General features: G+C 44.3%; 13 protein-coding genes and 1 riboswitch. Of the genes, 5 read left to right on the forward strand and 8 right to left on the reverse strand.

The window, feature by feature from the left end; all coding sequences use genetic code 11:
* Window position 1: 1 nt before the first annotated feature.
* Both AACX38_RS12040 and AACX38_RS12045 read right to left on the reverse strand, forming a co-directional pair.
* A complete protein-coding gene (locus AACX38_RS12040) occupies window positions 2-613 on the reverse strand; it encodes a prepilin peptidase-dependent protein (RefSeq protein ID WP_228862999.1) in 612 nt (203 codons plus the stop codon).
* Window positions 610-1,104 carry a prepilin peptidase-dependent protein gene (locus tag AACX38_RS12045; RefSeq protein WP_228863000.1) on the reverse strand — a complete coding sequence of 165 codons (495 nt, stop codon included), beginning with the start codon at window positions 1,102-1,104 and terminating at the stop codon, window positions 610-612. The genes AACX38_RS12040 and AACX38_RS12045 overlap by 4 nt, the downstream gene beginning before the upstream one ends.
* A gap of 349 nt (window positions 1,105-1,453) precedes the next feature.
* Between AACX38_RS12045 and AACX38_RS12050 the strand changes: the two genes are divergently transcribed.
* Window positions 1,454-2,119 carry a helix-turn-helix domain-containing protein gene (locus AACX38_RS12050; protein ID WP_228863001.1) on the forward strand — a complete coding sequence of 222 codons (666 nt, stop codon included), beginning with the start codon at window positions 1,454-1,456 and terminating at the stop codon, window positions 2,117-2,119.
* A gap of 56 nt (window positions 2,120-2,175) precedes the next feature.
* Here AACX38_RS12050 and AACX38_RS12055 read toward each other — a convergent pair whose 3' ends face one another.
* The 5 genes from AACX38_RS12055 to rppH all read right to left on the reverse strand — a co-directional run bounded on the left by AACX38_RS12055 (window position 2,176) and on the right by rppH (window position 7,658).
* On the reverse strand, window positions 2,176-2,796 hold the full coding sequence (locus tag AACX38_RS12055; RefSeq protein ID WP_228863002.1) for an RES family NAD+ phosphorylase: 621 nt from the start codon (window positions 2,794-2,796) through the stop codon (window positions 2,176-2,178).
* Window positions 2,797-3,049: 253 nt separating this feature from the next.
* Window positions 3,050-3,844, reverse strand: coding sequence for a thymidylate synthase (gene thyA / locus AACX38_RS12060; RefSeq protein ID WP_099120142.1), 795 nt, complete (start codon window positions 3,842-3,844; stop codon window positions 3,050-3,052).
* Complete coding sequence (gene lgt / locus AACX38_RS12065; RefSeq protein WP_228863003.1) at window positions 3,841-4,758, reverse strand: prolipoprotein diacylglyceryl transferase; 918 nt, start codon at window positions 4,756-4,758, stop codon at window positions 3,841-3,843. Before lgt ends, thyA begins: the two co-directional genes overlap by 4 nt.
* Before the next feature lie 116 nt (window positions 4,759-4,874).
* Entirely contained in the window at window positions 4,875-7,121 is a 2,247-nt protein-coding gene (gene ptsP / locus AACX38_RS12070) for a phosphoenolpyruvate--protein phosphotransferase (protein WP_228863004.1), read from the reverse strand.
* A gap of 9 nt (window positions 7,122-7,130) precedes the next feature.
* Window positions 7,131-7,658: an RNA pyrophosphohydrolase gene (gene rppH, locus AACX38_RS12075; protein WP_099108954.1), complete on the reverse strand. Its 528-nt coding sequence runs from the start codon at window positions 7,656-7,658 to the stop codon at window positions 7,131-7,133.
* 259 nt (window positions 7,659-7,917) lie between these two features.
* A riboswitch (TPP riboswitch) is annotated at window positions 7,918-8,022 on the forward strand.
* Between the two features lie 155 nt (window positions 8,023-8,177).
* Between rppH and thiB the strand changes: the two genes are divergently transcribed.
* The 3 genes from thiB to thiQ are packed head-to-tail and all read left to right on the forward strand — an operon-like array spanning window position 8,178 to window position 11,459.
* A complete protein-coding gene (thiB, locus tag AACX38_RS12080; protein ID WP_228863005.1) occupies window positions 8,178-9,191 on the forward strand; it encodes a thiamine ABC transporter substrate binding subunit in 1,014 nt (337 codons plus the stop codon).
* Window positions 9,167-10,771 (forward strand): thiamine/thiamine pyrophosphate ABC transporter permease ThiP, encoded by a 1,605-nt coding sequence (thiP, locus tag AACX38_RS12085; protein ID WP_228863006.1) that lies wholly within the window; start codon window positions 9,167-9,169, stop codon window positions 10,769-10,771. The genes thiB and thiP overlap by 25 nt, the downstream gene beginning before the upstream one ends.
* Window positions 10,764-11,459 carry a thiamine ABC transporter ATP-binding protein ThiQ gene (thiQ, locus tag AACX38_RS12090; RefSeq protein ID WP_228863007.1) on the forward strand — a complete coding sequence of 232 codons (696 nt, stop codon included), beginning with the start codon at window positions 10,764-10,766 and terminating at the stop codon, window positions 11,457-11,459. The genes thiP and thiQ overlap by 8 nt, the downstream gene beginning before the upstream one ends.
* 97 nt (window positions 11,460-11,556) lie before the next feature.
* Here thiQ and AACX38_RS12095 read toward each other — a convergent pair whose 3' ends face one another.
* Window positions 11,557-12,963: a DUF6880 family protein gene (locus AACX38_RS12095; RefSeq protein WP_339385680.1), complete on the reverse strand. Its 1,407-nt coding sequence runs from the start codon at window positions 12,961-12,963 to the stop codon at window positions 11,557-11,559.
* 111 nt (window positions 12,964-13,074) lie between these two features.
* On the opposite strand from AACX38_RS12095, the gene AACX38_RS12100 reads away from it, so the two are divergent.
* The gene (locus AACX38_RS12100; protein WP_228863009.1) at window positions 13,075-15,423 is read left to right on the forward strand and encodes a DNA polymerase II; all 2,349 of its coding nucleotides are present in this window, start codon (window positions 13,075-13,077) and stop codon (window positions 15,421-15,423) included.
* Window positions 15,424-15,546: the final 123 nt, after the last annotated feature.

The following is a 15,546-nucleotide window of genomic DNA, read 5'->3' on the forward strand; positions in this document are numbered from 1 at the left end:
ATTATTTCCTGATATTACGCAACCGGATTGTGGTGCGGTGATGATGAATAATAGAAGGAGATTTCACCCAACTGGCCTTGATAGATAACGTGATAAATATTACTCCATGCAGTGACCGCGTTTGTTCAAGGTGAAACCTATCAATATTCACCTCTTTGGGATCAAAAAGCCGTTCCCAGCCGTTGTCCTGACAGTTTATTGCCCCTCTTTTCCATTCGAGAATGCGATTATTTAGCCGATAACCGAAGAATTCAGAGGCTGCATGTTCAGGTTCTTCCCAGCGATTATTTAAATTAAGATCAAAAGCGGTAATAAAGCAGGAGTTTGTAGATTCAGCCTGTTTATTTTGGATCACCAGCGGTTCCCCTTTACATTGCTTTCTGTCCAGACAATAACCCGCTCGCCGGAGATCTTTTTCCATCATATGTACCACTCGGTTGACCAGATAATGAAGACGATACTGACGATAAAGATCGAGTATCTGACTCGATAAAACCGGATAGGTTTTTGCCATCGCAATAAAAATGACACTACCAACCAACATGGCCACTAACACTTCCAGCAGGGAAAAACCTGACTGTTTTTGCCTGCAATAGCCAATAGCCCAGCTCATAGGTTTTTTATTCCCTCACAATCAGGCAGCTGATTTAGATTATTACTGCATGTCCTGATCCTGCCCCGCCCTGAGATCACAACACTGATTTCTCCGGCAGCATTTGCCAGCGCAAAGCTGGCTGGCACTGCGGTATTCCGGATACCATAAAAATCAATTCGATGACTGGTTGCTGATGACAGAAATACATCATCATAGGGGGAACTAACCCGTTCGCCCTCACCTTCATAGCAATCACCGTTTTTAGTGACTGATGAAACCAGACACCAGGGCGGACCGGCCACCAGCCATAATGTCCGTTCCTGATTCTGATAATTAGCCAGAGCCTGCTGCCTTTCCATAAACGACAGTACATTCTGCGTTGCCGATTGTAAGTGCAGGCTGTTCTGATAATTTCCCCAGCTATACAGCCCCCAAAGCAGACTCATAGAAACTAAAACCATTGCTACCAATAGTTCTAATAGCGTGAATCCATTTTGTTTATTACCCATCAGTATTCAGCCTATGCAGCGATTGATTCCGACAGGCAAAATATCTTCAATCCGAAAGAGAGTAAAAGCGTCAGTTTCTATTTATGCGAGAGGATTTGAGGAAAGAAATCAGTATATTGCGGGGTTACATTTTATGTGCGAGCCTGCTCGATAATATTACCAAGAGATTTTGGAATCATCGTACATCTGGGATGTGAGTAAACCCATTTCCGAACAGTTTCATCAATGGCAGAACTGATTAAAATTTGCCCATATTAATGATTTAATATACTATGCTAAATATAAAATCGTTAATAAAATAGCTTACCGTCTGCATATTTCAAGATGCAACTTACATAAGGAGTATCAAATGAGCACTTATGTCCCAGCTCGTGATTACAACGACACTGATGTAGTGATAGACCGCATTGCAACTGTTTCTGACATCATAAGAAAAGCATTTACCTCAGGTCAGGCCCATATCGATAAACGTATATTGGGAAAGAGTGATGTTGAATTCATGTTTGAAGTTCTGGCCAGCACAACTAAGGCGATGGCAATAGAAGAAATTACTCCTGAAAAGAAAACGCTATTACGCCGCTTAAAAAGCAAACTCATTTTCATGGAAACTCTGAAAAAAGATGGCGGGGTGCTTTCATCCGCAGAAACTGCCAAGCAATTAGGTGTATCGAAAGTGACCGTTAAAAATTGGAAAGATGCAGGAAAACTGTTAGCACTAAATATTGATGGGGAATTTTATTTTCCAGTATTTCAGTTTACTGATAACAGCAAGATTTCTAATAAAGGTGTATTAAAAGGAATTAGTCAATTACTGCCTTTACTGAAAGAGAGAGGGTTTAGTGATCGTCTGCAATATTCATTCTTTATGGAAAAACGTAATACCGCATTGAATGGCGTATTTCCAGAAGGAAAAGAATTTAGCGTTGCTCAGTTGTTACAAGAGGGTGCATCTGATGCTGTTATGCAGGAATTGTATCATCTTGTTCACTTATACGGCTCTCAGGATGCTGCATAATCAGGAAAAGGGGATAATTTTCCCCTGCCTGTCTGTATATTCTATAAATTTCAATATCAGCCTTCTTCTACCGGAATTCCTAATTGTTCTACCAGAATATCTGCCACAGCTTCCCCCTGATATTCAAATTCACTAAGACGCTGTATAGAATGTGCTTTAGTGACTGCAATCCCGGTTCCATCGGGAACATCATGCCATAGAGCAAAACATTCTTCAGTCGTCACATTCGAAGGAAATTTTATACCATTCAGCCCGGCTACATGGACTTTTTTAGCCAGTAATTGGGTTGTTTTCCGTGATGATGTGGTCATATCGTTGAGTGTCAACGAGGTTTTCTTTATTAATTTTGTTGTATCAAGAAGCTTCAAATCCTTTTCGATGACAACAATACCGATATAGAAATTTTCCAGATCAGATTCCCGAATTCCCAGCTTCCCCTGAAATATTTCTTTCATTGCCGTCAGGGGATCACTCGCCAGATACATTGTGCCATTTATCCCGTCAGTTAAACCAAAACGGGTACCGGTACCATTCGGATTGAAAAAAACACAACTTCCGCCATACTCTCCGTGTTGCAATCGTATTTTCTCACTACTTGACGGTACTTTCATTGAGCAGGCGTGAAATATATCCTCTGAAAAACTTTCCACTTTTTTTTCAATAGATTTACTTTTCATTTCAAAAACTCTCACTCTTTATTGGCTGTGATGCATCTTGAAATCCATTCGGTATATCTTTGTCACTTTCTCGTTAATTTATTTCTTCTGTGAAGGGTATTCAGGTTTTCCAGAAATAATAATTTATTAAATTGTTTTTTTCTTTACTGGTTTACTTATCCAATGATATCTAAATAGAAAAAGAATATTTCCATCCCCAAAACGGGGACGGAAAAAATAGGTAATTATTTTTACTGACTGAATTAAGTCAGAATTAGATTGCAACCGGTGCTTTAATACCCGGATGCGGGTCGTAGCCTTCGATTTCAAAGTCTTCGAATCGATAATCGAACAACGATGCTGGCTTACGCTTGATAACCAGTTTCGGCAATGCGCGCGGTTCTCGGCTCAGTTGGAGTTTCGTCTGTTCCATGTGGTTGTTATAAAGGTGAGTATCACCACCCGTCCAAACAAAATCACCCACTTCCAGATCACACTGCTGAGCCATCATATGCACCAATAATGCGTAGCTGGCGATGTTGAATGGTAGCCCCAGGAAAACATCACAGGAACGCTGGTAAAGCTGGCAGGACAGTTTGCCATCTGCCACATAGAACTGGAAGAAAGCATGACATGGTGCCAGTGCCATTTTATCCAGTTCTCCGACATTCCAGGCAGAAACGATGATCCGACGCGAGTCCGGGTCACTTTTCAGCTGTTCAATAACGTTGGTCAGCTGATCAATCTGGCGGCCATCCGGTGCTCCCCATGACCGCCATTGCTTACCATAAACCGGCCCTAAATCACCGTTTTCATCAGCCCATTCGTCCCAGATACTGACGCCATTTTCATGCAGGTATTTGATATTAGTATCACCATTCAGAAACCATAACAGTTCATGAATGATGGAACGAAGATGGCAGCGCTTGGTTGTCACCAGCGGAAAGCCCTCCTGCAAATTGAAACGCATCTGATGACCAAAGATCGAAAGTGTTCCTGTGCCTGTGCGGTCATCTTTTGCTGTGCCTTCTTCCAGCACTTTTTTCATTAAATCCAGATACTGTTTCATTTTGCCTCTTGTACCTTGTCTTTCTGCGTATTTTTTCGCGTATTGTTGCCGGTGTTATTGTTGCTGGGGCGTTTATAGGCCCATATCATCATCAATATCCCGACTAAAATCATTGGGATCGAAAGGATCTGACCCATGCTGATCCCATCAAATAATCCGAGCTGCGCATCAGGCTGGCGGAAAAACTCAACGATGATGCGGAATGCACCGTAACCGATCAGGAATAATCCTGAGACGCTTCCCATTGGGCGTGACTTACGGATAAATAAATTAAGGATGATAAACAGTACGATGCCTTCCAGTACCATTTCATACAGTTGTGAGGGGTGACGGGGCAGGACACCATATTTTTCCAGAATAGGCCATAAAGAAGGGTCTTTAGTTGCCAGTGCGATGTCTTCACTTTGAGAGCCGGGGAACAACATTGCCCACGGTGTATCAAGCGTAACACGCCCCCACAGTTCGCCATTGATAAAGTTACCAATGCGCCCCATCCCTAAGCCAAAAGGAACCAGTGGAGCAACAAAATCGGCGGTTTGCAGGAAGTGGCGCTTAGTCCTGCGAGAGAACCACCACATTGCACAAATAACACCGATCAGCCCGCCGTGGAAAGACATCCCGCCATCCCAGACCTTAAACAGATACAGAGGGTTTTCCATAAACACCGGGAGGTTATAGAACAGAACATACCCGAGGCGCCCGCCGAGGAATACCCCGACAAACCCCGCATACAGCAGGTTTTCTACTTCGTTCTTCTCCCAGCCACTATTTGGTTTTGCTGCCCGACGATTTGCCAGCCACATGGCAAAAACAAAACCAACCAAATACATAAAACCGTACCAGTGAAGTGATACCGGCCCGATTGAGAATATGACCGGATCAATATTAGGAAATGCCAGATAGCTAGTGCTCATCGTTCCCCACTAAAAATAATGTTGTGTGAATGCCCTAAGGCAGATCATTGTAAATAACAGATCACCGTAAATAACCGATCACCTTAAATAACAATGGTAAATAATAGCATGGGCGGCTAAATGCCTCCACGCACCAGCCCACCAAGGCCGTGGGTTTCCATAAAAGCAGAACAGATTTCTTTCACCTGTTGGGTGGTTTCTGCCTTCAGGATTTCCTGAATAAAATAACTCAGTTCTGCGGAATCTAAATGATGTAATAGGTATTTAATTCGCGGAATACTCCGGCCGCTCATGCTCAGGCAACGATAACCAAGGCCGACTAATATCAGCACTCCCATCGGCAAACCCGCCATTTCACCACAAACACTCACGGGTAAATCAATGCGCTGGCTTTCATCAACAATCTGTTTTAAGGCCTTAATCATTGCCGGATGAAGATTGTCATACAAAGAAGCAACATGGGTATTATTGCGATCCACCGCAAGTAAATACTGGGTTAAGTCGTTGGTGCCAATAGAGATAAAATCAACTCGTTTCTTCAATTGTGGTAACAGCAGGATCAGAGAGGGCACTTCTACCATGACGCCAATTTGTGGCATTGCAATAGTTATGCCAGCGGATTGTTCAACTTCTGTCTTTGCCCTGTTGATCAGTTTTTTGGCTTCATCAATCTCTTCAATACAGCTTACCATCGGCAACAATATTTTCAGATTTCCGGTCGATATATTCGCTTTCAACATCGCCCTAAGCTGGATCAGAAATATTTCTGGCTGATCCAGTGTTATGCGAATTCCCCGCCAGCCAAGGCAAGGATTTTCTTCATTAATAGGCATATACGGAAGATGTTTGTCAGCGCCAATATCCAGTGTTCTCAACACAACTGATTTGTCAGGGAAAAGTGTCAGCATTTCCTGATAGCGATTTCTCTGTTCATCTTCTGATGGAAAACCGCTGTGCAGCATAAAAGGGATCTCAGTACGGTACAACCCGACCCCATCAATACTATCGCCTATTTGTTGCTCATATTTCAGGCTCAGCCCTGCATTAAGTTGAACCCGTACCCTCTCTCCACTTTTAAGCCGGGCTTTTTGTTGCTGCCCGCCTTCGGCCAGTTTACTGAGAACCTGCTCTTCTTCGATGATCTGGCGATATTCCTGAACAACCAGTGGCTCCGGATCAATGAAAAATTCTCCCCGATAACCATCCAGAATTAACATTCGGTTATGCAGCAATTCAGGATGAATATCAGCGCCCATAATCGCCGGTATTCCCATCGCCCTGACTAAGATTGCGGAATGTGAATGAGTTGCCCCATCACGCACAATAACACCCACCAGCTTATCCTGCGGGATTTCAGCCAGTAAGTTAGCGCTGAGTTCATCTGCCACCAGAATAAAACGCTCTGGCCACTGGCTATTGCCGGTAAAATCATCGTCCAGATGAAAGAGCAACCGCTGCCCGAGCGCCCGTAGATCAGAAGCCCTTTCCCGCATATAGGCATCCTGAAGATTGGCAAATTGTTCCGCATATTTCTCCACAACACTTTTTACCGCCCACTCTGCAATAAAACCATTATCAACCGAGTGAAACAGATCCTGTTTAAGTTTCGGATCATTCAGTAAGTGGGAGTAGAGGTCAAAAATAGCAGCACTTTCTTTCTGCGAGCTGGCGGTAAAGCGTTTACTTATCCGGCGGCATTCTGCTGTTGCCTGCTCAAGCGCACGGGTCAGGCGGGAACGTTCTGCCTGATAATCGAGTGTTAACGCTTCAGAGACCTGTTCAAGTGATGGCTGGGAGCAATCCTGCCAGCCCTGAGCCATAGCGATACCCTGAGAGACTGCCAGTGCTTTGATGTGGGTCTGACAATACTGGCTTGATAATCCACGAACCTGGGCCTGAGCAAGGATCGCAGCCAATTGCATGGCGAGAGTCACCATAAAGGACTCTTCACTTTCATCAAACGATCGCCGCTCATTTTGCTGAACGACCAGAATCCCCTGCAATTGGCGGCGGTAGATGATCGGAACACCTAAAAAGGCCCGGAGATTTTCTTCTTTTACCTGAGGAATATATTTGAAGCTGGGGTGATCACGTACATCAGCAAGGTTGATTAACTCTGACAAGCGCCCGACTTCACCCACAACACCTTCGTCAAAGGAGAGGCTGACTGTGCGCTTTCCCGGCTTCTTCAACCCCCGGGTTGCCATCAGGTAATAACGCTGGCGCTGATGATCGGCCAGATAAATAGAACAAACATCCGTGTTCATTGCTAAGCAGGTTTCATTAACTAACAGCTCAAGCGCTTCCGATAAATTCGTTGCCATCGCAACCTTTTCAACAATTTCCCGTAAGCGCATGAGCATAACAATTACCTAACTTCTTCTACGACGATAATAGGCTGAGTAGGGTTGTGGCGCTGATTCCTGTACTGGCATCACGATGGAGGAAAACTCTTTCATCACACGGCGATACACATCCCGTTTAAAGGAAACAACCTGCCTGACAGGGTACCAATAACTCACCCACCGCCAACCATCAAATTCTGGTGTACTACTGCGCTGCACATTAATCTCTTTTTCACTGCAAAGCAGCTGCAATAAAAACCAGCGTTGCTTTTGCCCTATACAAACGGGCTTTGTATCCCAACGCACCAAACGTTTGGGTAATTTGTAACGCAACCAGCTACGGGTGGAGGCTAAAACCCGTACATCTTTGCGACTTAAACCAACTTCTTCGAACAACTCACGATACATCGCTTGCTCTGGCGATTCTCCCGGATTGATACCTCCCTGGGGGAACTGCCATGAATGCTGTCCATAACGGCGGGCCCACAGAACCTGCCCCTGACGATTACAAATTACAATTCCTACATTCGGGCGGTAGCCATCATCATCGATCACCAGACTACCTCTCGATAAAACGAATTTGAAAAGATAGCTAATTGTTTCACACTCCCCTCAAGCGGTAAACCTCTATACCCAATGGATTTAGAATTGCATCCCGGCGGTCAGGAAACACCCCTTTGGAACGCGGATCCCCACCTATTTATAAAACGATAGCAGGAATGTGAGCACAGCCAATAAATCAGAAAAAATAGTCAGAAAGATGACAGATATATTAATGAGGCTTTGCAGTCACTGCTTTAGCCTCTACAATACGGTCATCTCAACGGGGTGCGAGTGTTGTCGGACAACATCGCTGAGAGCAAACCCGTAGAACCTGATCCGGTTGGTACCGGCGTAGGGATTTGAGCCACTATTCATTGATATATAACAGTCATTGATATATAGCAGTCATTTTATCAGACACTTTCTCAAATCCTTTACCAATCTGCTGGTCACTTATTTAATTATGAGTGCTAATAACGATTATTAATAACCACTATTAACAATTACTATTAATAACGACAGGAGAGCAAAGTGTTTAAGCGTTTATTTTCCCGGTTTATCGCAATCAGTGTATTATCGGTTTCAGCATGTGCCTTTGCTCAGGCTGCACAGGCTAAGCCTACGCTGACTGTTTATACTTATGATTCGTTTGCCTCCGAGTGGGGAGCAGGCCCGGCTATTAAAAAAGCTTTTGAATCCGAGTGTGACTGTGAATTAAAACTCGTTGCGCTGGAAGATGGTGTTTCTTTACTGAACCGTATAAGAATGGAAGGTAAAAAAACTCAGGCTGATATCGTGCTGGGTTTAGATAATAACCTGATTCAGTCTGCCCAACAGACAGGGTTATTCACCCCTGTCAGTATTGATACCACAAAATTAAAACTGCCTTTCACATGGAATAACAGTACTTTTATTCCCTACGATTACGGTTATTTTGCTTTTATTTACAATAAAAACACCCTGCCTAACCCCCCAAAAAGCATGGCTGAACTCATTAACAGCCAGCAGAACTGGAAGATTATTTATCAGGACCCGCGCACCAGTACCCCCGGCTTAGGTTTTTTACTCTGGATACAGGAACTCTATGGTGATAAGGCCGCACAAGAGTGGCAGAACATTGCCAAAAAAACGCTGACGGTAACTAAAGGCTGGAGTGAGGCTTACGGGTTATTCCTGAAAGGAGAAGGCGATATGGTGCTCAGTTATACCACCTCACCGGGCTATCACATCATATCTGAGAAAAAGGATAATTACGCCGCAGCCATATTCGATGAGGGGCACTATTTACAGGTTGAAGTTGCTGCACAGCTGGCTTCAAGCAAGCAGCCTGAACTGGCTCAGAAATTCATGCAATTCATGCTCTCCCCAGCATTCCAGCAAGTTCTTCCGACCACGCAGTGGATGTATCCTGTTACTGATATTCCTCTGCCAGAAGTGTTCAAACAACTGCCTGTGCCAGAGAAATCACTGCAATTCAACGCAGATGAAGTAGCAAAACACCGTACACAATGGATCCGTACATGGCAAAGTGCTGTAAGCCGTTAATCGCGGGTTGGTTATTGCCGGGGGTGATTGCCTCCGGCCTGTTGCTCCTCATTGCGCTTTCCGCTTTTGGCGCTCTGTGGTTTTATGCGCCTGAAAGTCACTGGCAGGTCTTTCTGAATGACAGTTATTTATGGCATGTGATTCGTTTTACTTTCTGGCAAGCATTTTTATCCGCCTTATTCTCGGTGATACCCGCCATATTTCTGGCCAGAGCGCTCTATCGTCGCCTCTTTCCGGGCAGAACGCTTTTCCTACGCCTGTGTGCCATGACGCTGGTTCTGCCGGTTTTAGTCGCTCTGTTTGGCATACTGACTGTTTACGGACGTGTTGGCTGGCTGTCCAGTCTTTGCCAGTGGATAGGAATTGAATACCATTTCACGCCTTACGGTCTTCAGGGTATTTTACTGGCACATATTTTCTTCAATATGCCGATGGCTACGCGCTTATTACTCCAGTCACTGGAAAATATTGCAATAGAACAACGGCAGCTTGCAGCTCAGCTTGGTATGAATGAGTGGCAACATTTTCGTTTTGTCGAATGGCCTTACCTGCGCCGCCAGATTTTGCCAACAGGCGCACTGATTTTCATGCTGTGCTTCGCCAGCTTTGCCACCGTACTGACATTAGGCGGCGGCCCTTCTGCAACTACGATTGAGCTCTCTATTTATCAGGCCATCAAGTATGACTACGATCTGGGTCAGGCCGCCCTGCTCGCACTTATCCAGCTCTTTTGCTGTCTTGGTCTGGTGTTACTGAGCCAAAAACTCAAAGGCATACTTTCGGTAGGTTATGGGCATCAGCAACAATGGCGTAACCCGCAGGATTCCTGGCTGAAAAAGTTATGTGACGGATTGCTTATCACTACCGCATTACTGCTTTTGCTCCCGCCATTACTGGCGGTCATCATGGATGGGCTGAACAGCGCAGTGTTAGATGTTCTCAGTAAACCTGAATTATGGCAGGCGTTCACAACTTCCATTGTTATCGCACTGGGAGCGGGGTTATTGTGTATTTTCCTGACGATGATGCTGTTATGGAGTAGCCGCGAATTATACCTGCGTCATTTATCGCGCTGGGGACAGGCTCTGGAAAGCAGTGGTTTACTGATTCTGGCGATGCCGGGTATTGTGCTTGCAACTGGCTTTTTCATTTTACTGAATAATACCATCGGGTTACCCGATTCTCCTTACGGGCTGGTTATCCTGACCAATGCCTTAATAGCAATTCCTTATGCGTTAAAAGTACTGGATAACCCAATGCGCGATCTGGCAGTACGCTACAATCCGCTGTGCCACTCGCTGAATATTAAGGGGTTCAATCGCCTGCGCTGGATTGAACTTAAAGCCCTGAAAATCCCGCTGGCACAGGCACTGGCTTTTGCCAGTGTGCTGTCAATCGGGGATTTTGGCATTGTGGCGTTATTTGGTGACGAAAATTTCCGTACCCTGCCTTTCTATCTCTATCAGCAAATCGGGGCATACCGCAGTCAGGATGGCGCAGTAACTGCTTTCCTGCTTTTGTTCCTCTGTTTTATTTTGTTCAGCGTGCTTGAACGCTTACCGGGCCGACGCCATGATTAAACTTGAAAATGTGACTTATACCTATGAACAAATTTCCATGCATTTCAACGTCAGTATTGAGGCGGGCGAGCGCATTGCTATCCTCGGCCCGAGTGGGGCGGGTAAAAGTACATTATTAAGTTTAATCGCAGGATTTCAGTTCGCAGAACGCGGTGATATCCGGCTGAATGGGGACAATCATACCAATACATCCCCTTCCAATCGCCCAGTATCCATGCTGTTTCAGGAAAATAATCTATTTTCCCATTTAACCATTGAGCAAAATATCGGTCTGGGTTTACACCCCGGCCTTAAATTAAGTGTTCAACAGCAGCAAACACTGCAACAAATTGCATCGCAGGTATCACTGACGGAATATCTGAACCGCCTGTCTGCGCAGCTTTCCGGTGGGCAACGCCAACGTGCAGCACTGGCGCGCTGTTTAGTGCGTCAGCAACCCATTTTATTGCTGGATGAGCCTTTTTCAGCTCTTGATCCTGCCTTACGTAATGAAATGCTGGAATTACTGGATCAGGTATGCAGAGATCGGAAACTGACTTTACTGATGGTGTCCCATAATCTTGATGATGCCGCTAAAATCGCCCCGCGTTCTCTGCTGATTGTGGATGGTAAGGTTTATTATGATGGTGCTACAGAGAAACTGGTAAAGGGTGAAGTGCCTGAGGCAGAGATATTGGGGATTAGATAAGTTGTGAATTAATGCCTCCTGCATATCTTTTATTTCGCCAGTCATATGCAAGAGGCAACTTTCTATCGGATTATTCCCTACGTTCTACCGAGTATTATCAGCCTTCATACTGAATCCCGTCTTTTTTCACAGAAATGCCAGTAATTTTCTCTACGACCTGTGGCCAGAATGAGCTTTTCTTTTTATGTTTTTCATAGAGTGCAGCTAAATAGACTTGGCTAGCAGCAATACCATCTGAATCTTTTATATCCATCCCGAATTCCAGACTCTTTTTCAGATCCGAAACCGCATATTTATAATACTGGCTTTTTGCTCCTTCAAGGACATTTTCAACCAGTGTACGCCGCAGAAACGTTGCTGATCGAGGAAAATGGTACTGATTCAATGAGTTTGATAGTTCTCTGAATTTACTGGCAGTAAGAAGTGTAAGAGTGAGTTTCATTTCGCTCGCCGTTAAACCCAGAACATAATTATCAATAATATCGAATTTTTCAATAGCCATCAGGAAAAGCAAATAGTTATGGGGTTTACTCTGACTGGCGATGTCCAAAAATAATTTGAGTCCATCTGCCTTTTCATTATTTTCGATAATATTTTCATATAACTGGTAGAATTTATGATCACAATAACCCTGAAATGCTTTAATACAGAGTTTCTTGGCTTCTTCTTTTTTTCCTTCTTCAGTATAAGCCTTAATCAATAACTCAACTGCCCGTTCCTTAGCGTTATACATATTTCTTGTATCCGTTTTTATGAATTCCTCTAAAACGGTAATCGCTTCATCAGCCCGGACATCGTCAATCAGGAGTTGAGCATAATTCAGGTAGTGCTCTGATCGTTCAAATACTTTATTTTCAACAAAATATGCCTGAAAGAAATGGACATCTTTAATGAGATAACTTAATTCCAGTGCATTAATATTTTTTCTGTTTTGATAGAATATATCTCTTAACTGGCGGATCGTTTCCAGACCAAGCACAGATTTATATTCATTAAATAATGAAATAGAAAAGAAAGTATCACTCTGGAAAAGTTTGAAAATTTTCCTGGCAATTACCACACTACTCTGCTCTTTTTGCAGGGATAGCGCCTTAATCCACGAATCAATCAGATAATAATAAAAATCCTGCCAACCACCACTGGATGTATCTTTGTTTTCACAAATGCGCTCGAAATCCTGTAGCATTTTTATCAACAGTAATTCAGACTCTTCCGGTTCAGACTGGATAGCTTTACCCAAAAGTTCCTTTAGATAGTTATGCAATTCGTCAAAAAAGCCATCAGTTTCATAATAATCAAAAAATCGCTTGCTCTTGGTACGCTGTTTATAGCCTTTTTCAATTAGTTTCAGAAGATCTTTCGGTTCCATTAAATATCCTCCCACTAATACAGAACAAGCCTGCTCATTGTTTTCAACCAACGTATGGATGATTTCAAGTAACCTGTCTTTATCAAAACTGGCAAGTAATTCAATTTGTTTCTTGTTTAACTTACTCTTCATCATCAATCCCTCATTCGTTCAATGAAAAACAACTGTATAAATAACCATGTAATGCTATACTTAAATCCCATTACCAATCAAAAGAAATAAGCTTTACCTTCAAGCTAAAATAGTATGCAGATAAATCACGCTGAACAAGGCTTCATCCTGTCCCGTCACTGGAAAGATACGCCATCCGGTATTGAGTTGGTGTATTGGTTAGCCACGGATAAAGGTAGCCGACGCATTACTATTCCTCATCAGAAAGCTGTCGCCTTTATACCCCAATGTGATTTGCCTGAAGCTGAGAAACTGCTGGCTCAGGAACGCCATTATGAGCTGAAAAAACTCCCTCTGAAAGATTTTAACCGCCAGCCTGTTTCCGCATTGTATTGTTCACAGTATCGCCATCTACAGCATCTGGAAAAAGTGTTAAAGGAACAGGATATTCCCCTTTACGAAACCGATATCCGCCCGCCGGATCGCTTTATGATGGAACGTTTTATTACTGCTCCCGTCTGGTTTAACCAAAAGGCCGACGGGAGTTATCAAATGAAACCCAATCCTGACTACCGACCCAGCCTGAAATGGGTTTCTTTGGATATCGAAACCAGTCAGCATGGTGAGCTGTATTCTATCGGCTTGGCAGGCTGCGGAGAGAAAACGGTATTTATGCTGGGATCGGAGAATGGTGAACAGCAGGGACTGGATTTCAGGCTGGAATATGTTGCCAGCCGTCCACAAATGCTGGAGAAGCTCAATAAGTGGCTGGAAGTTTACGATCCCGATGCAATTATCGGCTGGAGCCTGATTCAATTTGATTTAAGAGTGCTCCAGAAACATGCTGAACGCTATAACATTCCTCTGCGGTTTGGTCGTGGGAAAGGGGTACTGGAATGGCGCGAACATGGTTTTAAACCCGGGCATTTTTTCGCTTCTGCGGCAGGTCGCCTGATCATTGATGGTATTGATGCGCTGAAAACTGCAACATGGAATTTTCCTTCGTTCAGCCTTGAATATGTTGCTCAGGAGTTATTCGGGGAAGGGAAAGCGATTGATAGCCCTTATGATCGAATGGATGAAATTAATCGCCGCTTTCAGGAAGATAAACCCGCCCTCGCTCATTACAATTTGCAGGACTGTATTCTGGTCAACCGGATTTTTGAGAAAACCAATCTCATGGCATTTTTGCTGGAACGAGCGACAGTCACAGGGTTAGCAGTGGATCGTGCCGGAGGCTCAGTGGCTGCATTCACTCATCTTTATCTGCCTCGTATGCACCGAATCGGATATGTGGCTCCTGTTCAGCCAACGAGTTTCACCGACCACAGCCCCGGTGGTTTTGTGATGGATTCATCCCCCGGTCTGTATGATTCCGTGCTGGTATTGGATTATAAGAGCCTCTACCCTTCTATTATACGTACTTTTCTTATTGATCCGGTCGGAATGGTGGAAGGTCTTGCCCAGCCCGATAAAGAACATTCTGTTCCCGGTTTCCGGGAAGCATTTTTTTCCCGCACCCAGCACTGCCTGCCAGATATTGTCACTCATATCTGGCATGAGCGAGATAAAGCAAAGCAGCAAAACAATGCTCCGCTTGCTCAGGCGCTGAAAATTATCATGAATGCCTTTTATGGCGTACTCGGCGCTTCCGGTTGCCATTTTTTTGATCCGCGCCTAACCTCATCAATTACCATACGCGGCCACAAGATTATGCATCAGACACGAAAATTAATTGAATCAGAAGGTTATAAGGTAATTTATGGTGATACTGATTCCACGTTTGTCTGCCTGAAAAAACCTCACTCCGAAAAAGAAGCCAGCCAGATTGGTCATTCGCTGGCACAGTTCGTCAACCAATGGTGGAAAGACCATCTCAGCACTGAGCTCAACCTTGAGAGCACACTGGAGCTGGAATTTGAAACCCACTATCGCCGTTTTCTGATGCCGACCGTAAGGGGAGCAGAAGAAGGGAGTAAAAAGCGTTATGCCGGGTTGAGCGGCGATAAATTGGTATTTAAGGGGCTGGAAACGGTAAGAAGTGACTGGACTCCGCTGGCGCAGGTATTTCAGCAGGAGCTGTATTCCCTTATTTTTTATAAGAAGTCTTATCAGGATTATATACGTAATTATATCGCCAGTACGCTCGCCGGTGAGTTTGATAAACGTCTGGTTTACCGAAAACGGCTGCGGCGTAATCTCACTGATTATCAGCGTAATGTTCCTCCCCATGTCAGGGCTGCTCGTCTGGCGGATGAGTACAACAAGCAGAAAAACCGCCCGTTACAGTATCAGAGCGGTGGCTGGATTAGTTACATTATCACGCAATCCGGGCCTGAGCCGCTGGAAAATCTCACCTCTCCACCGGACTATGAACACTATATCAGTAAGCAGATTATGCCGATTGCAGATGCCATTCTGCCGTTTCTTCAGGATGATTTTACCACCCTGCTGACAGGGCAAATGAACCTTACTTTCGATTAATTGATGTTTTTGCAGGTGACGACTTGCTCAGCTTCAATTAACATAACGCCCCTTTAAAGGGAAATTACTCCCGAAAAGTGTCACAGAACTAGTCATGAAAACTAGTCATAAAGACGAACCCTA

The organism is Xenorhabdus sp. PB30.3, from assembly GCF_963895965.1.
Lineage (GTDB): Bacteria > Pseudomonadota > Gammaproteobacteria > Enterobacterales > Enterobacteriaceae > Xenorhabdus > Xenorhabdus stockiae.